This is a genomic window from Guopingia tenuis, from assembly GCF_014384805.1.
Lineage (GTDB): Bacteria > Bacillota > Clostridia > Christensenellales > Christensenellaceae > Guopingia > Guopingia tenuis.
Map to the genome: position 1 here is coordinate 733,433 of NZ_JACRSS010000001.1, position 21,125 is coordinate 754,557.

Genomic DNA, 21,125 nt, shown 5'->3' on the forward strand with positions numbered 1-21,125 from the left:
CTGTCAGCCAGCCGCCCTTTTGTCATGCCATATTGCTGTCGTCGCCCCGGGACAGGGCGATAATCCGCGACCATGTCACCGGCCCCACCGCACCGTTGACTTCGATGCCCTCCATTTCCTGAATCAGCCGAACAGCCGCCTCCGTCGCCGGGCCGAAAATGCCGTCCTCCTCCAGCCGGGGAATGGCGGGATCAAAGCCCGCGGCCCGGTTAATGAACCGCTGCAGGTTCAAAACATCATCCCCCCGTTCTCCCCGGGTCAAAATCCGGCCCGGATAGATCTCATTTCTCCTGGGGGCAAATTCCTCGGGCAGTGAATTGATGGTATCCTGGTATACCTGGGTCAGCCGGTTCCATGTCTCCCGGTCGACAACGCCCGTGGGTTCCAGGCCGTATTTGCTCTGAAACGCCTTGACGCCCTGAACGGTATTCTGGTCGAATTCACCATCGATATATACCTGGGGAATCTCCGGATCAAAGAAGGAAACCACCGCCAGATAATATTGCACGACCCGTACCTGGTTGCCGCTGTCTCCCTCATCCAGCTCGGTGGCAAAAATCCGGTCTACTTCCGACAGGCTGACACCTTCCCCGTATAGCTCACCAAGTCCCTTTATCGCATTATATGTATATTTGATTTTATACCAGGTTGCCTTCCCCACGATGCCGTCCACTGCCAGGTTAAAAATCTGCTGAAAGGCCCGGACTGCAGCCTCAGTGCTGAAATCAAAAATCCCATTTGTCACTGGAATTTGGGGGATTGCCGGATAGTTGCGGCCGATACGGTTGAGCTGCCGCTGTATGGTGCGCACATCCTCTCCCGAATCACCCCGGCGCAGCGGAATTCCCGGATAGGAGGGCACCCCCGGCCCCACAGGCGCGTCAAACACAATGTTAATATCGTCGCCATAATAATACTGCAAAATCTCATAAGGCACCATTCCCTGTTCGGCAAGCGTGACGGTTCCCCATTGGGAAAGGCCGTCGCAGGTGGATGTCGTCCCGTTGCAGTATTGGGTGAAATAGGGGTTGACGCTTCCCTGGCGCACTACATAATTGTTGAAGATATCATCGACAATTTGGGCGATATTTTCAAAAATATCCCGGTTCTCGATGAATTTCTGGTCGTATTGTGTGGTACTTGTAATATCAAAATCATAACCCTGGCTGGGATACCATTCGGTGTAGATCCGGTTGAGCGCATAGCTGATCTGCGCCAGGATATTGGCGCGGATGGCGCTTTCCGGCCATGTGGGGTAGATTTCGCTGGATGCCACATTTTTAATGTAATCCGCAAAACGCACGGTCACATTGCGCGCATTTTCCTGCGGCGCTCCCAAATGTACAGTGATATACTCCGGAACGACAAAAGGAATGATCTGCTGTTGTTCTGCCATATGCCTTCCCCCCTCACATCTCTGGAATCATCCGTGCGGGCTGGATGGACTTGATCCCGTCATAGACCGGAACATCCATATAGACCATGGTCTGGAATCCATTTTTGCTGGTAGTGACCTGATAATCCGCATAGGGGCAGCAGTCTCCCGGCTGCTGGGAAAGCTGCCGGTCGGGCGCCGGCAGGATCATATCGTCGGCAATGCCGCTTTGGTTGGTATAGACCACATAGAACTCGTGCAGGCCGTCGGTAAACTGCTTGGAGACCGCTACCCGGACGTTTTCAACCGGGACGGAGCGGTTCCCGGCGAATGCCTGCACCCGCAGCATGCCGCTTTTGGGGTTGGCCGCCAAAAATTCCTCATATGTCATGGATATCGTCCGGTCAAATTCCTCGTTATCCGTTTCCACCCGCTCTACCCCATTGTTTTCATAGGCAGCCGGGTCTTCCGCCGCATCGGGATTGTCTTCTGCAGAGGGTGCCGCTCCCGCTATATCGAGAGGGGCCGCCGTCTCTAATGCCGGTTCCGCCTCTTTTTCTATGGAAAAAACCGGAACCTTTGGTTCTTCTTTCTCTGCATCCGCTTCAGCCGCACCTGCCTGCTCCTGTAAAACAGCGGGAGCTTCTTCCGGTGCTTTTCTCTGCGCCGTCGTCAGAATCGTTTCTTCCGCCATCTCCCCCGGTTCCTGCGCAGCCGGCTTTTCCGGCGCGCTTCCCAGAACCGGAGCTGCGCCGCGGATCTCCCAGACAAAGGGAGCGGCTTCTCTCTTTTGTGTCTCTGGATGGGCGCTCGTCCTCCGGTTTTTCTTTCTCTCCATCGGGACAATGCGCGCTTCAAATGTACTTTTTTGCATATTCCGCCTCCAAAAAACACTTTTTATCAGTATATTTTAAAAGAAACCAAAAGGTTCCCCGGGGAGGGGCTCCCTTGACTCTCCTCTATTTCTATGCTATATTGAAGACAAAATAGAGGCTGATTTGAGCGAAAATTTCGCCTGTTTATAAGGAGGGTTAAAAATGTCCAGAGAAAACCAGATCATCTGTAACTGTAAACAAGTCTCGCTGGCGGATATTGAGCAGGTTCTGCATCACGCGAAGCGTATTGAGGATGTAGAGGATGCTTTTGCCGATGTCCAGCGTCAAACCGGCTGCTCCACAGGCTGCGGCAAATGTCACGATAAAATTTTTGACATTATCTCGCAGTTCATGTATGGCATGGTTTAATTCCTGCCCAAACAAAAGGTAAAAAAGCGGCATTGCCAAAAACGGCGGTGCCGTTTTTTGTTGTCCTTATGGGGAAGATCTCAGCTCCGCAGGGAACTCTTTGGACAGAAGATGGGCTGCGGCAGGCGGCGGGAGACAAGCTCTCGCCTGCCTATCCCGCCCTCAGCGCGGAAAACTCGATTTTGACAGTATGGGCTGCAAGTTTGGAATATCCCTCGCTATCCGCCGCAAAAAATGTGTCTGGCTGCGAACCGCTGGCCTGGTAACCTGTTTTGAGCACGGAAAATCGCTTTGCACCGGCCGAAAATCCAAAACCTGCGGATGGGCCCTCTCTTTTCCATGCCCGTGGGAATATGTTTTTCCGGCTCTCTTTTTGGACGCATTTCCGGCTTCTATGGATGGCTCATTATTTCTTCCCTAAATTTTCCTATGGTTCATCGGGGAGCTTGTTCCGCCGCGCCGTTCTTTCAGAAAAGAAAACAAAAAGACGCATCTTCGCATCAGCCATGCGTCTTTTTCCGCTCCCGGTTTTCGTCCGCCCTGTTTCCGTTTCTTTCCCTCGATCAGGGTTTGTTCAGTTGAGCACTACCTGCGCATCGCCCTCCCGGATCTTTTCCAGGGCAAGCTGCGTTGCCTTTGCATAATCCTCCGGGAATTCTTCCGGCATCCGCTCCAGCATCTCCCGCGTCTCCAAAAGAACATCCACATCCCGCACCAGATTTGAAACCTGAAGCGAACCTTTTCCATGCTGCCGCTGGCCCGTCAGCTCCCCGCCGCCGCGAAGCTCCAAATCCTTCTCCGCAATGGCAAAACCGTCGTTGGTGCTCTTGAGAATGCGCAGCCGTTCCAGGCCGCTCCCATCCGAAACCAGATAGCAGAAGGATTCCTTATCTCCCCGCCCCACGCGGCCGCGGAGCTGGTGCAGCTGGGCCAGGCCAAAGCGGTCGGCATTTTCCACAATCATAATCGAGGCGTTTGGCACATCCACTCCCACCTCGATGACCGTCGTGGAAACCAGAACCTGCGTCGCGCCGCTGCGGAATCTCTCCATGATCTCCCGTTTTTCCTCGCCGCTCATGCGCCCGTGGAGCATCTCCACGCCGAAACCCCTGAAGAACCGGGAGAGGTCTCTTTGCACTTCTTCCACCGAAAGAGCCGAAAATCCCTCGCTGGGCTCCACCAGCGGGCAGACCACATAGGCCTGTTCCCCCTCCTTCAGCTTTCCTCTGAGCCATGTATACATATCCCGGCGCTTCTGCTGCCCAACAATATGCGTTGCCACTGGCTTGCGCCCGGGAGGCAGCTCATCCAGAAGGGATATTTTTGCCTTTCCATAGAGCACCAGGCTCAGAGTTCTGGGGATGGGCGTAGCCGTGAGAATCAGCGTATGGGCCGCCGGATTTCCCCGCAAGAGGGCCGCGCGCTGGCCCACGCCAAAGCGATGCTGTTCATCCGTAATCACCAGATCCAGCGCCGGGAAGGGCAGTTCGTGATAGAGGACGGCATGCGTCCCCACCAGGACCTGCACTTCTCCCCCGGCGATCCGTGCAAAGATCTCCTCCCGCTCAGCTTTTGTGCAGCTCCCCCGCAGAAGAGCCGCCCGACGGCCAAAGATTTTTTCGGCAAAGGCAAAATGCTGCCCGGCCAGCAGTTCGGTGGGAGCCATCAAAACCGTCTGCCTTCCCGCCTGCATCGCCGCATAGGCCGCAAACAGCGCCACTGCCGTCTTGCCCGATCCCACATCACCTTCCACCAGCCGGTTCATGGGCGTTTTCCCCCGCAAATCCCCGGCAATCTCCTCCATCACCCGCCGCTGCGCTCCCGTGCAGGCAAAGGGGAGGAGCGCTTCATATTCCTCCACAATATTCTCCGGGAAACGGAGGGCTTCCCGGGAAATCTCCCCCTTATCCATGAGGGCAAGCATCCGGGAAAAAACGAGAAGCTCCCGGTATACCATGCTCCGCCGCCCCCGCTCATATTCCTCCGGAGTTTGAGGCGCATGCACGAGGCGAAAGCTCTCTCCATCGCCGGAAATGTCTGCCGCCGCACACAGCCCCCCAGAGAACGTCTCGGGCGGGCGTACTTCCCGCAGCGCCGCCGCAACCGTCCGGCGCATCATAATCTGGCTAATGCCGGCCGTCAGCGGATAAAACGGCAGGATTCCCGGCGTCTCCCCCGGCGGATAGGCCAGGGGATTGTCCATCTGCATCCGGTCGCGGAACACCTTGGGCTTTCCATAAAAAAAGTATTCCTGCCCCGTTTTATAGCGGGAAAACAAAAAGGGCAAATTAAAAATATGAATCAGCAGCACGCCTGTCCCATCCGCCACTTCAAAGGAAAATACGCTGAATTTTCCCTGGCGGCGGCCCCATCGCGGCGGCGTGGTCAGCCTTCCGCGGACGAGCACTTCCTCTCCCTCCCGGATCTCCCGCAGGGGTACCGGGGTGCGCAGATCGCGGTAATAGGCAGGCAGATGCCAGAGCAGATCTCCCGCGCAGACAATATCCAGTTTTTTAAAAAGCTTGGCCGTCTTTTCTCCAATCTTGGGAAGAGCGGTCAAAGGCGCGTTCCAATCCATGCGTTCCTCTTTTTCAAAAAAATGGGACGGGCAACGCTGCCCGCCCCATTTGCAAATATTCGCATTATTCCACAGAAATAATATAGTCGTATACCGGCTGGCCGCCGTTATATACCTCAACATCGTATTCGTCGAACAGATCTTCCATCTCTTCGCTCAAGGCTTTGGCGTCTGCCTCTTTGACATCCTCGCCAAAATAGAAGGAAATGACGGCATCCTCATCATCCACCATTTTTTCCAAAAGCGCCTGCACAGTCTCATGCATATCCGTTCCGTGCGCGACGATGTCCCCCTCGAAGATCCCCAGAATTTCGTCCTTTTTGATCTCCTCGCCTGCCAGCTTAGTATCCCGGACGGCATGGGTGATCTGCGCGGATTTCACGCTGTGAATGGCTTCGCGCATCTCCTTTTCAATATCCGAAAGCTCGGCTTCCTCGCGAAACGCCAGAACCGCGCTCAGCCCCTGGGGGAAGGTCTTGGTGGGGATGACGATCACTTCTTTTTTAGTCAGCTTAGCCGCCTGTTCCGCCGCCAGAATGATGTTCTTGTTGTTGGGCAAAACGATCACATGATCCGAAGGTGCCGCTTCCACGGCTTCCTTGATATCCTCGGCGCTGGGATTCATGGATTGTCCCCCATTTACCAGCTCATCCACCTTGAAATCCTTGAAAATGGCACCCAGGCCCTCTCCCGCCGAAACCGCCACAATGGCGACCGGCTTTTTGGGCTTTTCCTCAGGCGCGATGCCCGAAAGAGAGCGGTGCTGTTCGCGCATATTATCGATTTTGATGTTGGAAAGCTGCCCCAGGCGCAGGGCATATTGCAACGCCTTGCCGGGGACGTTGGTGTGCACATGCACCTTCACAAGCTCCGGATCGCCCACTACAACCAGACTGTCGCCAATGCTCAAGAGCTTTTCCCGCAGCTTGTCGATGGTCTCTTCGGTGACGTTTTTGTTCATATGCTTGATGAAGAATTCCGTGCAGTAGCCAAATTCAATATTGGCCGTGCTGATATCATCCTTGGCCGAAGCCGCGGTGATCTCCTGATTGGGGACGCTCAGATCCAGTTCGGCGGGGATCTCCTCTCCATCGATGGCCATTTTAAAGCCCTTATAGATCACGATCAGCCCTGCGCCGCCGGCGTCGACCACACCCGCTTCTTTCAAGACGGGCAGAAGCTCCGGCGTCTTTTTAAGCGTTTTGGTGCCCGCCTCGATCACCGCATCGATGAGGGCCAGCAGGTTTGCCCCGCTGTCTACCTGTTTGCGCGCTTCCTTGGCCATGCCCTTGGCAACCGTCAGGATCGTGCCCTCTTTGGGCTTCATCACGGCTTTATAGGCCGCCTCCACGCCCTTTTCCATGGCCGCCGCAAAATCCTCCGCAAAGATATATTCCTTATCCTTGGAAATGCTCTGGGAAAAGCCGCGGAAAATCTGGGAAAGGATGACGCCGGAATTCCCCCGGGCGCCCTTCAAAGCCCCATCCCCCAGGGCCGCCGCCACTTTGCCCACGCCCGTGAGCGGGCAGGCGTTCACCTCCCGCGCCGCAGAAACCAGGGTCAAAAGCATGTTTGTCCCGGTATCGCCGTCGGGAACCGGAAAAACGTTTAAATCGTTGAGCATCTTTTTGTTATGCTCCAAATAGTTCGCAGCGGCAACGACCATATCGCGGAACAGCTGCGCCCCTATCTTATACTCTGTCAAAATCTGACTCCTCCTTAGCTACCTACTTGTGGACGCGGATTCCGCTGACAATTATGTTAACTTCCCGCACGTTCAGGCCCGTAGCTTTTTCCACATGATACCGCACTGTCTCGATGATGCTGTTGGATGTGGCGGCAATGGAAATTCCATATTGCACCACGATATAGAGATCGATGCGAAGCGTATTGGACTGATCGGTGAAAATCCGGACACCGCGGCGCAGGTTCTCCCGTCCCAAAAGCTCAACGAATCCATCCGTCATCTTTTTGGACGACATTCCCACAACCCCATAGCATTCGGTGGTGGCCATTCCCGCAATTGCTCCAATATAATCGTCTGAGTATGTGATATTCCCACGTTTGGTTTGTAAAATCGCACTCATCCTATTGGCCTCCTTTTTATGTTAATTTCATTATATAGTATTTTATGAACTTTTCAAGGTGCGTTAAACCTGTTTTCACAATAAATTAAAAAATATCCGTTTTTACAGCTTTTTGTGCCGCAGGAAATAAAAAAACTCTGCAATCTGTTTTTTTCGCGACAGTTGGCCCATGCGCCGCGGTTTTTCTCCCTATATGCCCCGCCCAGCTCATTATTCCGCGTTATAAAGAAAAATTTGACAGGGAAATAATGGGGAAACTCTGCTCTTTTCTAAAAATGTTAAAATGCGTTGCTTGTGGCAATGGACAATTCCGCCTACAATAATGGTATCGATAGAAAAAAGGAGGCTTTCCCCAATGCTCAACGAGAATATAAAAGCAATCCGAAAATCAAAAGGGCTCTCGCAGCAGGAGCTTGCTGTCAAGCTGAACGTCGTGCGGCAGACAGTCTCGAAATGGGAACAGGGGCTGTCCGTTCCCGATTCTGATATGCTGCTCGCCATTTCAGAAGCGCTTGAAACACCTGTAAGCACGCTGTTGGGGGAAACGATTGTGGAAACGCAGGTGGATGGCGTAAAAGCCATTTCCGAAAAATTGGAGGTGATAAACTTGCAGCTGGCGCAAAGAAAAGCCACGCAAAGAAAAATGATTCATTGGCTGCTAATTTCATTATGTGCAGTCATAGCAATAATTTTTGCAGCCGTATTGGCATTGAATAGTCCTTACCTCGGATGGAATTACAGTGATCCCGAAACCGCTGTTCTTGGAACGGCATTTCACTCATTTGAATGGCTGTTTGTCAGAGCAGCGCCGATCATCCTAATCGGCGCCATCATTGGAATTTTCTTAACACGGAAGAAAAAGTAACCCCCGCCGGCTTTTGAGGCAAGATCGATTTTAATATCCCGCCTGCAAAGCCAATCAAGGGGCGGCAGCAAGGCTTGTATGCTCCCTCTATGAGAGACAGGGAATACCCTGTCCAACATGGAGGGAGCCTTATTATGCCATAAAAGCAAAAATTAGGTTGGGATGAAAGGCCTGGGATTCTGGAGGGCTGCCTCGAAGGGACGATCCGTAGCGCAGCGAGCCGGCGCTGCATGCAATACCGCACGAAACTGCGGAGCAGATCGGATAGTCGCACCTCTATCACGCCAGAACCGTGTGTATAGATGCAGTTCATGAGGAATGATTTGTCCGGCAGCGGGAAGCCTTTAAAAAGAAAGCCGGCTCGTCACATTTCTTCTCTGGCGCTTCCACAGCGCCTGGTTTTCCGAATGGATCTATGGTTTTCTAAATCAATTTTCGGCATTCGTCCAGCTTCCGGACAATATATTTGGGAAAGGGCGCATCCGGCGCGGGAAGCCCCTGGGGGTTATACCAGCAGGTATCCAGGCCAACGGCCGCCGCCCCAGCTATATCCGCCTCCAGGCTGTCTCCGATCCACAAAGTACTCTTCCGCCTTTTGCCGCTTTCTCTCAGGCATTGCTCAAAAAATTCCCTCTGCGGCTTTTCCGCCCCCAGGGCATCTGAAACAAAAATATCCTGAAAATACGGTTCCAGCCCCGCCAGCTTCAGCCGTTGCACCTGCATGTCATAAATGCCGTTAGATGCGGCATATAAAGGGTAAATTTTCCCGGCATATGCCAAAATCTCCCGGACGCCCGGCTCGGTTTGATGCGTCTGCGCCAGCTTTTCCTGAAATATAGCCTGCATGTCGCCTGCCAGCTCTATTCCCAATCTCTCCGCCAATTGCCCAAAGCGCCGGTCCAATACCTGCCGGACCGTGATTTCGCCCCGCTTCTGCCGCGTCCAAAGGCGGCGGTCAATCTCCAGAAAGCAGGCGTAGGCGCTTTCTTCCAAAGGAATCTCCAATGCGGCAAAGGTCTCCGCAAAGGCCTGGCGGCTGCTCTTTGAAAAGCTCAGCAGCGTATCGTCCACATCAAAGAATATCGCGTCATAAACTGGCATAGCCGTCCTTCCTCCGCTGTTTTCCTTATTTTACACGACAGGCGGCATTTTTCCAATATCAGCGTCTCTTTTTTCGTAAAAACAGGGGGTTGTCACCGATTTTTTCGGATTTTTTGCGAATACTACTTGCAAATATTCCTCCGGGATGCTAAAATATATCTCGTTGTAACGATAACGAATCACTCATAAGGAGGTGTAAATATGGCTAAATATTGTGAGATTTGCAAAAAGGGTGTTGTTTCCGGGAATAACGTTTCGCACTCCCATAGAAAATCCAAGCGGAAATGGGCTCCGAATGTGCAAAGAGTAAGAGTTGTTGAAAATGGCACTCCTATGAGAAAATATGTCTGCACTCGCTGCCTGCGTTCCGGCATGGTTGAACGCTCTATCTAACACAGAACCGATAAAAAATCCGGCTGCTTTCCGCGCCGGATATTTTTTTGCGTTTTTCTGCCCCGCCGGCCTAGCATTTAAAAAACATCTTGAGAATTCCCCGAATCAGCTTTGGTGGTTTCACGCAATATACCTTCAAATCAACTCACCTCGTTTTCTTTTTCAGCAATTTCTAAGCAGCAGAAGGCCAACGATGAGAAGAGCGGCTCCTATGAGCACAGACCAAACCCAAAACGGCAAAAACAACAGAACCAGCAGAACGCCCAGTCCCGCCAGAATGGCTCCCATACACCGCCGCATTTGAAATCTGCCCATAAAATCTCCTCCCTCCTTTCCCCGGCTGTTTCATCTTATTCTATAGTACTCCAAATATATGCGTTTTGACACAATAAAAGTCCTCGCCCGCCGGCGGGGATTTCGCTTTTCATACTCTGCTGTTTTATATGTGCTCAATTAAAAAAACGGCGGGTTTCCGCCGTTTTTTAATTTGCCTTTTAGTCTACGCATTCCGCGCCCTTTTTGAGGGCCTCCTCGTTCATAGGAATCAGATGCGCCTTTTTCTTGCCCAGCTTCTCTTCCAGGCATTTAATGAGCGTCTCGGGCTTAACCACACCCGTCTTTTTCAAATAGGCGCCCAGCATGACGATGTTGGCCACCCGGGAATTGCCCAGCTGATCCGCAATCTCATTGCAGGGGATATAGTATACCTCGATATCCGTCCGCTTCGCCTTCTGGTCGATGAGAGAACTGTTGATGAACAGCTTTCCGCCGGGAGCGACGTTGTTTTCGTATTTGTCCAAAGAGGGACGGTTCATGGCCACGACGCAGTCCGCATCCACAACCACCGGCGACCCAATCTCTTCATCCGAAATGATCACCGTGCAGTTAGCCGTACCACCGCGCATCTCCGGGCCATAGGAAGGCAGCCAGGATACGTTTTTGCCCTCATTCATGCCGGAATAGGCCAGAAGCTGCCCCAGCAGCAATACGCCTTGTCCGCCGAAACCGGCGCTAATCATTTGATGCAGCATAATTATTCACCCTCCTTTTTCACGCCCAGAGGATAATAGGGAATCATATTTTCCTTCAGCCATTCGATAGCGCCCGTGGGCGTCATGCCCCAGTTGGTGGGACAGGTGGAGAGAATTTCCACCATGGAGAAACCCTTTCCCTCCATCTGATAGGTAAATGCCTTTTTGATGGCCTTTTTCGCCTGGATGATATGCGGAACGTCATGGAGCGAAACCCGCTCAATGTAATAGGCGCCGTCAATGGTCGCCAGCATCTCCGACATCCGCAGGGGGGAGCCGCAGTGCTCCTTCTGCCGGCCATAGGGCGAGGTCGTCGTCACCTGTCCCACCAGCGTCGTGGGGGCCATCTGGCCGCCGGTCATGCCATAAATTGCGTTGTTGATGAAGATCGTGGAGATCTTCTCGCCGCGGCCCGCCGCATGGACGATCTCAGCCGCACCGATGGACGCCAGGTCGCCGTCGCCCTGATAGGTAAAGACCAGCTTATCCTTATGGACGCGCTTAGCCCCCGTCGCCACAGCCGGCGCACGGCCATGGGCCGCTTCCATCATGTCGCAGTTAAAATAGTTATAGGCAAACACGGCGCAGCCCACCGGCGCCACGCCGATGGCCTTGTCCTGCAGGCCCATCTCTTCAATACATTCCGCCACCAGCCGATGGGCGATGCCATGGGTGCAGCCCGGGCAATAGTGGAACGGAACGTCCGTCAGCATTTTTGTCTTTTCAAATACCACTGCCATCGCTTATTTCCCCTCCTTCAGCTGGATGAGCTTTTCGAGAATCGCATTGGGCGTGGGCAGGAAACCGCCCATCACGCCATAGAATTCCACCGGCTTTTTGCCGTTTACTGCCAGACGGACATCTTCCACCATCTGGCCTGCGCTCATCTCCACGGTCAGGAAACCCTTCACCTGATCCGCCGCCTTACAAAAGGCCTCGCTCGGGAACGGCCAAACCGTTTTGGGACGGATGATGCCGGCCTTGATGCCCATTTCCCGGGCTTTATTCACCGCACTTTTGGCGACCCGCGCCGTCGTGCCATAGGCCGCGATGCAGTATTCCGCATCTTCCATCTTATATTCTTCCACTCTCGTCTCGTTTTGCTTGATGAGTTCATAGCGCTTTTGCAGCCGGTCGGACACCACCTGCATCACCTCCGGTTCGATATAGAGGGAGTTGATGATGGCGCGCTCCCGCGTTCCATCCCAGCCGGTTGCCGCCCATGTCTTTTCCGGGATCTCCCGCTTGGGGGGCTGATGGAACTCCACCGGCTCCATCATCTGGCCGATCATGCCGTCGCCCAGAATCATCACCGGGTTCCGGTACATATCTGCAATGTCAAAAGCCTCCATGACCATATCCGCCGCCTCCTGAATGGAGGAAGGCGCCAGGACTACCAGATGGTAATCCCCGTGGCCGCCGCCCTTGGTGGCCTGGAAATAGTCGCCCTGGGAGGGCTGGATGCCGCCGAGCCCGGGGCCCGTGCGGACGATATTTACAACAACGCAGGGAAGCTCCGCGCACGCGATATAGCTGATTCCCTCCTGCTTCAGGCTGATGCCCGGGCTGGAAGAGGACGTCATCACGCGGGCGCCGGCGCCCGCCGCGCCATAGACCATATTGATGGCCGCCACTTCACTCTCTGCCTGTAAAAAACAACCGTCTACCTGCGGCATGCGTCTGCTCATGTATTCAGGCACCTCATTTTGCGGTGTGATGGGATACCCAAAGAAATATCTGCAGCCGGCCTGGATGGCCGCCTCTGCAATCGCTTCGCTGCCTTTCATTAATTTTTTCGCCATATGCTTGATTCCCTTCTGCACGCCGGAACGCTCTCCGCCCGGCCGCCATTATTTTTCAACTGTGAACACCAGATCCGGGCACATCCGTGCGCAGGACGCGCAGCCAATGCACGCCGCTTCATCAAGAATTGTGATGGGGTGATACCCTTTTACGTTAATCTTTTCCTTGTGCAGTTCCAGAATCTTCTTGGGACATGCACCGACGCAAAGACCGCAGCCCTTGCAGGCGTCTTCGTTGATGGTCAGCTTTGCCATACCGTTTCCCCCTCTAGATAAATTTGATATATTCCTCCCCTTGGAAAAGGGATATATTTCTTTTTCGCACTGTCTTCCCCAAAAACCGCCCCGCCCCATGCAGGCCGGCGACTTTTTGCCCAGGTATATAAGAAATCCGGCAAAACGCGGCGTACAAAAATTTGACGCCCTGTTTTCCCCGACTTCCTTTATCCTATAGAATAGCACAGTTCCCCACGTTGCGTCAAATTTTTTATGGTATAAATATTTACCTTTTCTTTATGTTTATTCACAGTTTTTTCATGCAGTGCCACTGTTTCCCTGTTATTCCGTTTCATCCAGCCAATCCGGCCGCAGGAATATCCGCACCGGAAAAATCTCTTTTCCCGGCAGCAGCCCAGCCGCCTGAACCGCGAGATCCTCACGCACCGCCACTCCCTTTTGGGGAATCCCGGTTTTGGCCGACACCTCTTCCAATATTCTCTGCCCCTCTATCACCGTTTCCACCGCCGTCTGGGCCGCCAGATTCGTGTTGTTGACAAGCCCCGTAACCCGGACCTTGCTGGCCTCTTCAATCTCCCGGAGCATCCCGATGATTTCGTCGCTGTTTCCCTGCATCGGCCGCATGGCATTGATAATATAGAGAAACTCGGTCTCGCTCTCGTGAGCGGCAAATTTTTCATGCAGCTGCCCCAGGGCGGACGCCCCCACCGGATCGCCTCCGGCATCGAAAATCGCCCGGTCCAGAGGCAGGTCAAAGGGAGAATAAATCTCCGCCGGGAGAGACGGCACATCCACCGTCGTGTTGGCGAAACAGGGCTTAACCACCCGGATACCCTCGGCCTCCAGCTCCTCCTCTTTTACCGACGAACGGAAATAGGGGTTGACGATATCCATATCGAGCAGCATCGTCCGCTTGCCCTCCCGGGCCGCCGCCAGCGCCAGATTCAGGGATATTTCCGTCTTTCCGCTGCCATAGTTTCCCGCAATAATGATAAATTTTTTAAGTTTCATGCTGTCCTCCGCAATGTTCCCGCTGCGTGCATCCGCCGCAGTTTCCGCTGCAGCCCCGGCATCCGCCGCAGGCCGCCTCTTCCAGATTGAGGGCCTCTTTGGGACAGGCCAGCGTGCAGGCGCTGCAGGCCGTGTGGCAGGCTGTCCCTTTCCAATATAGCGTCCCCTTCTCTATTTTCAATGCTCCAAAGGGACAAACCCTGGCGCAGCGGCCGCACCTTTCGCAGACTGCCGCATCCCAAAAGAGCACCCGTCTTGTTTTCATGGTTTCCTCCCAAACCGCCGGATCACCGCTTCCGCCGCCCGGATGCCATCCACTGCCGCCGACACAATTCCCCCGGCATAGCCGGCGCCTTCCCCGGCCGGATACAGGCCCTGCGTCCCTGGGGCGCTCCCATCGGCCTCCCGGAGAATGCGCACAGGCGACGACGTCCGCGTCTCCACGCCCACCAACAGCCCTTTTTCTGCAAAACCGGGAATTTTCCGGTCAAAATCCCCGAATCCCTCCCGGATTGCCTGAGCAAGCGTGTCGGGCAGGCAGGCGTTTAAATCGCCGGGCACAACATAGGGGCGGTAGCTGCTTTCGCTTCCCTTCAGGCCCCGGCTGACCCGTCCGGCGGCAAAATCCGAAAACCGCTGCACCGGGGCGCCATATCCGCCTGCCATTTGATAGGCCGCTTCCTCCAGCCGCCGCTGCAGGGCAATGCCCCCCAGAGGGCCGCTTTCCATATCCCCGGTCCCCACGGCCGCCACAATGGCGCTGTTGGAATTCTTCGCATCCCGGGCATGATAGCTCATGCCGTTGACCGCCGTCCGTCCCGGCTCGGTGGCCGAACAGACCACCTCGCCCCCGGGACACATGCAAAAGCTATATACTCCGCGCCCGCCGGATGCGGCGGCAAGCTGATAGCTGGCGGCTCCCAGCCGGGGATGCCCGGCCCACCGGCCAAACTGCCTCTCGTCAATAAACTCCCGGGGGTGCTCCACCCGCACGCCCATGGCAAAGGGCTTCTGCTCCATGGCAATTCCCCGATCCAGCAGCATGGAATAGGTATCCCGGGCGCTGTGCCCGATCGCCAGAATGACACAGTTGGTCTCCACGCGGCAGCGCGTCCCCCTCTGCTCATATATTACCGATGCGATCTCGCCGTTTTCCAATGCAATTTCCCGGCATTTCGCGTCAAATTGGATCTCTCCGCCCAGGCGGATTATCTCTTCCCGAATGCTGCAAACGATTTTCCGGACATTTTCCGTCCCCAGATGCGGCCGCGCCGCATAGGGAATGAAAGGATCGGCTCCGTGGGCGACAAGGGTTTCCATCACATCCGACACCCGGGGGTCCTTACTGCGGGCGGTGAGCTTGCCGTCGGAAAACGCGCCGGCGCCTCCCTCTCCAAAACAGACGTTCCCCTCGGGATTCAGAATCCCTTCCTCCTGCAGGCGGGCAAAATCCCGCTCCCGCGCCGCCATGGAGGGGCCGCGCTCCAATACCAGCGGCCGGTATCCCTGCTTTGCCAGCGTGAGAGCCGCAAAAATGCCGCAGGGCCCGAACCCTATGACGACGACACGCCCCCGCACCGGGCGGCTGCCTGGTTTCAGCGGTTCCCGCACAGACCGGGGCGCAGGCTCCCAGCCCCGGCGCAGCAAAGCCGCCCCCAGGATATCTCCCACGCTCGCCTCCACCGCATAACGAAACCGCGGTTCCCGCCCCCGGCGGGCATCCAGGGATTCCCGCAGAATTTTCATGCCTCTCAGCTCCCCGGCGGAAATTCCCAGTTTTTTCGCCGCTTTTTCTCGGAGGCGCTCCATCGGCTCATCCAGCGCCAAAGAGAGTTCACGCAAGATAAATGTCAACATATAATTCCCCTGTAAAACCAAAAGAGGGCGTATGGAAAGAATTGCCGCATGACGGCCTTTTCTCCCCGCGCCCCCTGTTTTTTACTGTTATTTTTCCCGGACAGTCACGGTTACCGTCGGGACGGAAAGCACCACATCGCTTGTGTTGATATTAGTGATGGGATCCAGCTTCACCGGCAGGACATACGTCCCCGGCTCCGCATCCGCCAGCTCGACATAAGCCCGGATATTCCGTTTCGTAATACCGCTCACAATGGATTCTCCCCCAGAGATCGTCACATCTGTCCGGCTGTCCGAAAGGGTTGCAGTATAGCCGCTTGCCAGGTTATCCAGATTGATGGAAACGTTGGAAAAGCTCTTGGAGGCCTGTTTTTCCTCGATCTGGGGGTATACCGAGACGGTTGTGCCCGAAAGAATCTGCACATCCTTGATCTCCTGCAGCTCTCCCTCCAGGAAGGAACTGCGGTCCAGTCCCTGCGCGTCCAGCGGCTTGATGGAAACCGAGGAAACCTGACTTAAGGCTTCTTCGCTCCCTACGATATCCACAGTGCTGGGCGTAATGGCCACATCCGTGACTACATAGCCCTCCTTCACGTTGGTGATGGAGGCAATGGCACCGGCCGTATCCACGGGCACGGTCTTTTTATGGAGCACTTCCACTTCCGCAATCACCGAAGGCACCGACGCATTCAGCTCGTTGATGCTCACCTGCGCCCCGGCCTCATCAAAGAGCGTCAGTATATAGCTTGACTTCACGCTTTCTTCCAAATCACTGATGGGAATATAGCAGACGGCCTCCGCCACGCTTTCCACCTTTTCCCGCGGGCCGGTAATCATCACGCTGTCCGCCGAGAGCACAGGCTCGGCCACATAATAGCCCTCCTTAGCTTCTCCCTGCAGCACACACCGCACCGGCACCTCCCGTTGCACCAGGTCATCCACATAGACGCTGACCTCCTCCTGGGAAACCGAGCGCACCGTGGCATCCGCAATCCCAACGGTTACGTTTACCTTTAGCTTTGCTTCCCCCCGGGCGCTGATTTCGGAAAAATCCACCGTCGCCCGAACGGTCTGGTTGGTGATGTTTTTATGGGAGTTCTGCCCCGCCATAATGCTCACATCCACCGATTCGATCAAATCGTCCTTGCTGATAGTGAGATCCTTCGCCACCAGTTCTTCCGTGCCGATATAGGTCACCTTCACATCTTTTACGGTGATCTCCCGCACAGGGTTTTCCGCCGCCATCACATAGCTCCAGATAATGAAGGCAAAGATGACGGACATGATCTTCAAAAGCAAATTGTTTCGGAAGGAATTTCCAATAGCAGAAAAGAATCGTCTCATTTGCGCGTCACCTTCCTCTTGATGCGCGTCCCGATGGACACGGACTTCTCCTTGCTCCCCAGGAAGATATCCGTCAAAATCTCCCGAAGGGCCTTCCGGTCGATATAGCGGGTGATCGTGCCCTCATGGGCTTTGGAGATCACCCCGGTTTCCTCGGAAACGATGAGGACGATGCTGTCGGATATCTCGGAAATACCCAGGGCGGCACGGTGCCGGGTTCCCAGCTCGGAAGAAATCTGTTTATTGTCGCTCAGCGGCAAAAAGCATCCCGCCGCAACTACCTTATCGTTTTTCAGAATCATGGCGCCGTCGTGCATGGGGGAGTTGGGAAAAAAGACGTTTTCAATCAGTTCGCTGGAAATTTTCGCGTCCAGCGTGGTCCCGCTTTCAATCACATCCCGAAGCCCGGTCTTTCTCTCAAATACCATCAGCGCGCCGATTTTGCGGATGGACATATTCAAAACCGCCCGCTCAATTTCCTCAATGAGCTTGACTTCGTCGCCGTTTTCGCTGCCGCCCAGCTGGGCGATATCAAATATTTTGCCCCGGCCGATCTTTTCCAGGCCCCGGCGCAGCTCAGGCTGAAAGAGAATCACCAGGAAAACGGCCCCGGCGTTGATGACATAATTCAAAAGCCAGGTGACGGCAGACAGGCCGATCAGCTCACAGAACTGGGCCAGAACGATGATAATGCCAAGCCCCTTCAAAACCTGCATGGCGCGGGTATGGCTGGTGATTTTTAAAAGGCCATAGATCAGCGTCGCCACCAGCAGGACATCCAGGATATCCAGCCAGGTAAATTGGAGTATGCTGTTTTTAATGACTTCAAAAAATTCCTGCAAGTTCGTACTCCTCGCCAGACAGGCGCCGTCATGCCGGTTCCCGCATTTTCAAGACCAAAGCGGGCTTTCTCCGCCCTTCGGGGCGGCAAATCCCCTGCTCTTAGTTATATTATACTACACTTTTTTAAAAAACCAAACAGGGTTTTTTCTCCGCCGCATTTTTTTACATCAAAAAAACCGGCAAATTGCCGGTTTACAGGTGTTCACAGATAAAAATAGCGAGGTCGTCCGAAAGGTTCCTGCCCCGGTCCCGTTTGGCGGCGGCAATGACCTCCCTGCCATCGAAAGGCTCCCGGGAAAACTCGGTTTTCAGCCGCTGCAGCGGCTGCTCCGCCTGGTGAACCCCTATCATGCCGTCGGAATACAGAATCAGGCGGTCCCCTGACGTAAAGGATGCCTGAGAAAGCTCCCCGCCCGGTTTGTCATCCCAGCGGCAGATGGGCGTCCCCGGAAGGAACAGCTCGGTCATCTCGCCTTTTTGATACAGATAGGGAACCGCGCTGTGCCCCGCATTCATATAGGTAATGGTTTCCTTTTCGCCGTCTAAAATCACAAAAAACGCCGTGATATAGGCGCTCTCATCGGTATTCAGCTCTAAAAAGGATTGGGTCAGCTTTTCCGCCAGAACCGGCAGCGTGATGCCCGGTTCCCGGCTCAAAAAGGAAACCTCCTGCTGGACAAACACCGTCAGCATCGCCGCATGCACGCCATGGCCGCTGACGTCCGCAACATAAAACAGCACGCGCCCGTCCGGCATGCGCAAACAGTCGATAGCATCGCCCCCCACGGCCTCACAGGGATAGAAACCGCGGTAAAAACGATATCCCGGAAGGTCGGGCAGCCGGCGCCGCATCATGGATTTTTGCAGCGTCCGGGCCATGGAAAGATCCTGCACCATCTTCGCATTGGCCGTGACCAGGCGGTTGCGCAGGTTTGCCATATCTGAGATATCCCGGAACACCTCCACTACGGCGCGGGTATTCCCGCCGCCGTCTTTCACGGGCGCCGCTGTCAGGGAATAGCATCGCCCGCGGATGGTTCTCTCTGCGCGGGCGATCCGGCCGCTTTGGAGCACGCCTTCACGGACGCAGTCCGGGCAGGGGGAGGATTCCCCCAGGCACTCAAAGCACTGCTTTCCCAGGCAGCTCCCCGCGACCTCCTGCATGGCAGCGTTAATCATGAGGATTCTTCCCTCTTCATCGACGACGCGGATCAGGTCCGTCATAGCGTCTATAATCGTGGAAAAATATTCTTTGTTTTCAACTGTCGTTTCCATGATGCGTCGTCCTCATAATTTGTCGAATCCTGCCTATTTTTCGTTTTCCAGCATTTCACGCAGCTTGTGTTCCTGCACCACCAGCCGGTCAACCACTTCATTCTGCTGGAGCACCTTTGGATCGTCGGCCAGATGCCTGTTGCTTTTCATACACTCTTCCACATAATTTTCCAGCTTAGCCCTCTCTATCTCCAGTTCATTTCTTACTTGTATAATTGTTGAGTGCAGGTCTTCATATTTTTTCATACCTTCCATCAAACAGATGCTCCTTTCCGTTGCTGCCAACATTGATAGGGTATATGGAATAACGCAGCATTTCACCAATAAAATACAATATAATTGTAAAGATATTATATTTTTACGAAATTCCATCTTTTTATTAATAGTATTATATCATCATTTGTGTATTTTCATATAGAGCCAAGCGAAAATGTTCACTTTTTTTTGCTTTTCACAGTAAAATATGATACTATTTGCCCATAACAACCATCGATTTAGGGAAAGAAGGTTTCGATTTTATGAAGATTTGCCCCATCTGCAAGGTAAAATATTCCGATGAAGCGGAATTCTGCGCCAAATGCAAAACAGTGCTCCAGGAAGTAAAGGAGAATCCGGAAGACGCGGCCCCCGTCAACCGCAAGGGTCTTGTAACCGCTATTCTCTCCACCATCGCCTTCATGGCCCTCGTCGCAGGCCTCTATTATCTCATCGGCCTACTGCGCGGCTGATGCCTGCGCATCCGGTGCATCTTCCCGCATCTCCTTGAAATTTAAACAGCCCAAAAAGTCCTCCGCTTTATAGACGGCTTTCCCGCCATCCTTTTGAAAGGTATAGATGCCGAGCTTTTCATCCATCAGCTGGTATCCTCTGGCCTGCATCGCCTCGATAAAGCGGTTTTCTTCGCCTTTTTTTACCATAAAACCGTATTCGCCGTTGTCTACCTGTTCCGTGTTTCCCACCGCCAGAAGGACGGCGCCTTTCATCTGCAAAATGGGAAGAATATCGTCAAAAATTCCCTTTCCCGCAAAGAAAAACACAAAAATCAGCAAAACAACCACAATGATTACAATATTCCGTATCGTTTTCATATCGCAGCCTAGTCTGAGTAGTCAGCGCCCACAATCCGGTATCCGCCGGACTCTGTCTCCTCAAAATATAAGATCTCCTTCACTGTATTCCGTTCACCGATATCCATGGCGGCAAAATAGGCTTCGTCCGCCTCGATTCGATAGGTATAGTCGAGCTCTGCCCAATAATAGAAGCCCCGCTCTTCCCCGACGCTCGCATATTTTTTCTGCCGGCCGACCTCAATCGTGCTCTCCTCCAAAGAAACGCGAACGCCATGGTCCTGCCACTCCTCCAGCAGGGTTTCCAGAGATTCCCGGCTGATTCCGTCTCTTTCGAGAAAATCCGGCGCCGTATATTGGCTATAAAAAGCCCACTGCGTGTCAACAAATGACGCATCGACCGGGATATTATACCGGATCAGCAAATATTGCCGGGCAATATTGGAAATTGCCGTCCGCCCTTCCTGGGAAAGCTCCTCTTTTTCGCCTGCCGGGAGGAATTCCTCCCCCTCCGGCGAGAAGTCATATCCCGCAATGCGCAGAACGCCCTCATCCTCCATAAAATAAACGTTATAGAGAAGCGTCGTCTCCATGCCCTCTTCAAAGAAGCTCATCGAAGGGTCCTCGGGCTGGAAATGCTGAATCTGGATCCTTGCCCGTACCTGCTGAATGGTATACGCCTGCCCATCGATGGATTCTTCCCGAGTCCCCGCGTCCTCACACCATAATGCCCGGGAAATAAGTTCGTCACTTTTCGCCGCGTTTACGCCCGCGTTTTCCTCCGCATCCTGTAAATAATCCTCGAGATATGCGCTTTCATAGTATTTTTTAGCAAATTCTGTTGTTTCGTCTGCACGGAATTCCCGGTAGTCCACGTTCCAGAGCAGGCCGATAAATTCTTCGGAGACGGCATAGAGATCCGTCTCTTCCCGGGCGCATCCCGCCAGCAGGGCCGGCAGAAAAAGGATAAAAAGCATGAGGGACCGCATTCGTCCCCTCATGCCCCTGCATTTTT

23 protein-coding genes are annotated in these 21,125 nt (G+C 54.1%); 4 read left to right on the forward strand and 19 right to left on the reverse strand.

The window, feature by feature from the left end; translation table 11 throughout:
• Positions 1–22: 22 nt before the first annotated feature.
• Positions 23–1,396: a peptidoglycan-binding protein gene (locus H8693_RS03535; RefSeq protein ID WP_249279803.1), complete on the reverse strand. Its 1,374-nt coding sequence runs from the start codon at positions 1,394–1,396 to the stop codon at positions 23–25.
• Between the two features lie 13 nt (positions 1,397–1,409).
• The gene (locus H8693_RS03540; RefSeq protein WP_249279804.1) at positions 1,410–2,249 is read right to left on the reverse strand and encodes a hypothetical protein; all 840 of its coding nucleotides are present in this window, start codon (positions 2,247–2,249) and stop codon (positions 1,410–1,412) included.
• 163 nt (positions 2,250–2,412) lie between these two features.
• Between H8693_RS03540 and H8693_RS03545 the strand changes: the two genes are divergently transcribed.
• Entirely contained in the window at positions 2,413–2,619 is a 207-nt protein-coding gene (locus tag H8693_RS03545; RefSeq protein WP_249279805.1) for a (2Fe-2S)-binding protein, read from the forward strand.
• 574 nt (positions 2,620–3,193) lie between these two features.
• On the opposite strand, the gene H8693_RS03550 is transcribed toward H8693_RS03545, so the two are convergent.
• The 3 genes from H8693_RS03550 to H8693_RS03560 all read right to left on the reverse strand — a co-directional run bounded on the left by H8693_RS03550 (position 3,194) and on the right by H8693_RS03560 (position 7,284).
• Positions 3,194–5,197 (reverse strand): ATP-dependent DNA helicase RecG, encoded by a 2,004-nt coding sequence (locus tag H8693_RS03550; protein ID WP_249279806.1) that lies wholly within the window; start codon positions 5,195–5,197, stop codon positions 3,194–3,196.
• Between the two features lie 64 nt (positions 5,198–5,261).
• Positions 5,262–6,902: a DAK2 domain-containing protein gene (locus tag H8693_RS03555; protein ID WP_249279807.1), complete on the reverse strand. Its 1,641-nt coding sequence runs from the start codon at positions 6,900–6,902 to the stop codon at positions 5,262–5,264.
• A 22-nt stretch (positions 6,903–6,924) separates the two neighbouring features.
• A complete protein-coding gene (locus tag H8693_RS03560; RefSeq protein WP_249279808.1) occupies positions 6,925–7,284 on the reverse strand; it encodes an Asp23/Gls24 family envelope stress response protein in 360 nt (119 codons plus the stop codon).
• Positions 7,285–7,639: 355 nt separating this feature from the next.
• Between H8693_RS03560 and H8693_RS03565 the strand changes: the two genes are divergently transcribed.
• The gene (locus H8693_RS03565) at positions 7,640–8,149 is read left to right on the forward strand and encodes a helix-turn-helix domain-containing protein (protein WP_249279809.1); all 510 of its coding nucleotides are present in this window, start codon (positions 7,640–7,642) and stop codon (positions 8,147–8,149) included.
• Between the two features lie 423 nt (positions 8,150–8,572).
• Here the strand turns inward: H8693_RS03565 and H8693_RS03570 are convergent, their stop codons facing one another.
• Entirely contained in the window at positions 8,573–9,250 is a 678-nt protein-coding gene (locus H8693_RS03570; RefSeq protein WP_249279810.1) for a YjjG family noncanonical pyrimidine nucleotidase, read from the reverse strand.
• 201 nt (positions 9,251–9,451) lie between these two features.
• Here H8693_RS03570 and rpmB point away from each other — a divergent pair, with 201 nt between their 5' ends.
• Positions 9,452–9,643, forward strand: a complete 192-nt coding sequence (gene rpmB / locus H8693_RS03575; RefSeq protein ID WP_178620249.1) for a 50S ribosomal protein L28 — start codon at positions 9,452–9,454, stop codon at positions 9,641–9,643.
• A gap of 162 nt (positions 9,644–9,805) precedes the next feature.
• Here the strand turns inward: rpmB and H8693_RS03580 are convergent, their stop codons facing one another.
• The 11 genes from H8693_RS03580 to H8693_RS03630 all read right to left on the reverse strand — a co-directional run bounded on the left by H8693_RS03580 (position 9,806) and on the right by H8693_RS03630 (position 19,043).
• A complete protein-coding gene (locus H8693_RS03580; protein WP_178620247.1) occupies positions 9,806–9,958 on the reverse strand; it encodes a hypothetical protein in 153 nt (50 codons plus the stop codon).
• A 179-nt stretch (positions 9,959–10,137) separates the two neighbouring features.
• Positions 10,138–10,674 carry a 2-oxoacid:acceptor oxidoreductase family protein gene (locus H8693_RS03585; RefSeq protein ID WP_249279811.1) on the reverse strand — a complete coding sequence of 179 codons (537 nt, stop codon included), beginning with the start codon at positions 10,672–10,674 and terminating at the stop codon, positions 10,138–10,140.
• Between the two features lie 2 nt (positions 10,675–10,676).
• Positions 10,677–11,414 carry a thiamine pyrophosphate-dependent enzyme gene (locus H8693_RS03590; protein WP_249279812.1) on the reverse strand — a complete coding sequence of 246 codons (738 nt, stop codon included), beginning with the start codon at positions 11,412–11,414 and terminating at the stop codon, positions 10,677–10,679.
• A gap of 3 nt (positions 11,415–11,417) precedes the next feature.
• Positions 11,418–12,476: a 3-methyl-2-oxobutanoate dehydrogenase subunit VorB gene (locus H8693_RS03595; protein WP_249279813.1), complete on the reverse strand. Its 1,059-nt coding sequence runs from the start codon at positions 12,474–12,476 to the stop codon at positions 11,418–11,420.
• A 48-nt stretch (positions 12,477–12,524) separates the two neighbouring features.
• A complete protein-coding gene (locus H8693_RS03600) occupies positions 12,525–12,731 on the reverse strand; it encodes a 4Fe-4S binding protein (RefSeq protein WP_249279814.1) in 207 nt (68 codons plus the stop codon).
• Positions 12,732–13,034: 303 nt separating this feature from the next.
• Positions 13,035–13,724: a nucleotide-binding protein gene (locus H8693_RS03605; protein WP_178618232.1), complete on the reverse strand. Its 690-nt coding sequence runs from the start codon at positions 13,722–13,724 to the stop codon at positions 13,035–13,037.
• Complete coding sequence (locus tag H8693_RS03610; RefSeq protein WP_249279815.1) at positions 13,714–13,989, reverse strand: 4Fe-4S binding protein; 276 nt, start codon at positions 13,987–13,989, stop codon at positions 13,714–13,716. Before H8693_RS03610 ends, H8693_RS03605 begins: the two co-directional genes overlap by 11 nt.
• Positions 13,986–15,581 carry an NAD(P)/FAD-dependent oxidoreductase gene (locus H8693_RS03615; RefSeq protein ID WP_249279816.1) on the reverse strand — a complete coding sequence of 532 codons (1,596 nt, stop codon included), beginning with the start codon at positions 15,579–15,581 and terminating at the stop codon, positions 13,986–13,988. The genes H8693_RS03610 and H8693_RS03615 overlap by 4 nt, the downstream gene beginning before the upstream one ends.
• Before the next feature lie 87 nt (positions 15,582–15,668).
• On the reverse strand, positions 15,669–16,925 hold the full coding sequence (locus tag H8693_RS03620) for a CdaR family protein (protein ID WP_178618227.1): 1,257 nt from the start codon (positions 16,923–16,925) through the stop codon (positions 15,669–15,671).
• Positions 16,922–17,767 carry a diadenylate cyclase CdaA gene (gene cdaA / locus H8693_RS03625; protein ID WP_249279817.1) on the reverse strand — a complete coding sequence of 282 codons (846 nt, stop codon included), beginning with the start codon at positions 17,765–17,767 and terminating at the stop codon, positions 16,922–16,924. The genes H8693_RS03620 and cdaA overlap by 4 nt, the downstream gene beginning before the upstream one ends.
• A 193-nt stretch (positions 17,768–17,960) precedes the next feature.
• Positions 17,961–19,043 (reverse strand): SpoIIE family protein phosphatase, encoded by a 1,083-nt coding sequence (locus H8693_RS03630; protein ID WP_249279818.1) that lies wholly within the window; start codon positions 19,041–19,043, stop codon positions 17,961–17,963.
• A gap of 518 nt (positions 19,044–19,561) precedes the next feature.
• Here H8693_RS03630 and H8693_RS03635 point away from each other — a divergent pair.
• Entirely contained in the window at positions 19,562–19,771 is a 210-nt protein-coding gene (locus H8693_RS03635) for a hypothetical protein (protein ID WP_249279819.1), read from the forward strand.
• On the opposite strand, the gene H8693_RS03640 is transcribed toward H8693_RS03635, so the two are convergent.
• Entirely contained in the window at positions 19,757–20,131 is a 375-nt protein-coding gene (locus H8693_RS03640) for a hypothetical protein (protein WP_249279820.1), read from the reverse strand. The two genes, H8693_RS03635 and H8693_RS03640, sit on opposite strands and share 15 nt — an antisense overlap.
• Before the next feature lie 8 nt (positions 20,132–20,139).
• On the reverse strand, positions 20,140–21,099 hold the full coding sequence (locus H8693_RS03645; RefSeq protein WP_249279821.1) for a hypothetical protein: 960 nt from the start codon (positions 21,097–21,099) through the stop codon (positions 20,140–20,142).
• Positions 21,100–21,125: the final 26 nt, after the last annotated feature.

Excerpts from the sequence above, each read along its gene's own strand:
- H8693_RS03550 (WP_249279806.1), bottom strand. The coding sequence starts at position 5,197 with ATGGATTGGAACGCGCCTTTGACCGCTCTTCCCAAGATTGGAGAAAAG.
- H8693_RS03545 (WP_249279805.1), top strand. The coding sequence starts at position 2,413 with ATGTCCAGAGAAAACCAGATCATCTGTAACTGTAAACAAGTCTCGCTG.
- H8693_RS03585 (WP_249279811.1), bottom strand. The coding sequence starts at position 10,674 with ATGCTGCATCAAATGATTAGCGCCGGTTTCGGCGGACAAGGCGTATTG.
- H8693_RS03640 (WP_249279820.1), bottom strand. The coding sequence starts at position 20,131 with ATGAAAACGATACGGAATATTGTAATCATTGTGGTTGTTTTGCTGATT.
- H8693_RS03590 (WP_249279812.1), bottom strand. The coding sequence starts at position 11,414 with ATGGCAGTGGTATTTGAAAAGACAAAAATGCTGACGGACGTTCCGTTC.
- H8693_RS03615 (WP_249279816.1), bottom strand. The coding sequence starts at position 15,581 with ATGTTGACATTTATCTTGCGTGAACTCTCTTTGGCGCTGGATGAGCCG.
- H8693_RS03565 (WP_249279809.1), top strand. The coding sequence starts at position 7,640 with ATGCTCAACGAGAATATAAAAGCAATCCGAAAATCAAAAGGGCTCTCG.
- H8693_RS03645 (WP_249279821.1), bottom strand. The coding sequence starts at position 21,099 with ATGCGGTCCCTCATGCTTTTTATCCTTTTTCTGCCGGCCCTGCTGGCG.
- H8693_RS03570 (WP_249279810.1), bottom strand. The coding sequence starts at position 9,250 with ATGCCAGTTTATGACGCGATATTCTTTGATGTGGACGATACGCTGCTG.
- H8693_RS03630 (WP_249279818.1), bottom strand. The coding sequence starts at position 19,043 with ATGGAAACGACAGTTGAAAACAAAGAATATTTTTCCACGATTATAGAC.
- H8693_RS03540 (WP_249279804.1), bottom strand. The coding sequence starts at position 2,249 with ATGCAAAAAAGTACATTTGAAGCGCGCATTGTCCCGATGGAGAGAAAG.
- rpmB (WP_178620249.1), top strand. The coding sequence starts at position 9,452 with ATGGCTAAATATTGTGAGATTTGCAAAAAGGGTGTTGTTTCCGGGAAT.
- H8693_RS03610 (WP_249279815.1), bottom strand. The coding sequence starts at position 13,989 with ATGAAAACAAGACGGGTGCTCTTTTGGGATGCGGCAGTCTGCGAAAGG.
- H8693_RS03620 (WP_178618227.1), bottom strand. The coding sequence starts at position 16,925 with ATGAGACGATTCTTTTCTGCTATTGGAAATTCCTTCCGAAACAATTTG.
- H8693_RS03595 (WP_249279813.1), bottom strand. The coding sequence starts at position 12,476 with ATGGCGAAAAAATTAATGAAAGGCAGCGAAGCGATTGCAGAGGCGGCC.
- H8693_RS03600 (WP_249279814.1), bottom strand. The coding sequence starts at position 12,731 with ATGGCAAAGCTGACCATCAACGAAGACGCCTGCAAGGGCTGCGGTCTT.
- H8693_RS03635 (WP_249279819.1), top strand. The coding sequence starts at position 19,562 with ATGAAGATTTGCCCCATCTGCAAGGTAAAATATTCCGATGAAGCGGAA.
- H8693_RS03560 (WP_249279808.1), bottom strand. The coding sequence starts at position 7,284 with ATGAGTGCGATTTTACAAACCAAACGTGGGAATATCACATACTCAGAC.
- H8693_RS03605 (WP_178618232.1), bottom strand. The coding sequence starts at position 13,724 with ATGAAACTTAAAAAATTTATCATTATTGCGGGAAACTATGGCAGCGGA.
- H8693_RS03580 (WP_178620247.1), bottom strand. The coding sequence starts at position 9,958 with ATGGGCAGATTTCAAATGCGGCGGTGTATGGGAGCCATTCTGGCGGGA.
- H8693_RS03535 (WP_249279803.1), bottom strand. The coding sequence starts at position 1,396 with ATGGCAGAACAACAGCAGATCATTCCTTTTGTCGTTCCGGAGTATATC.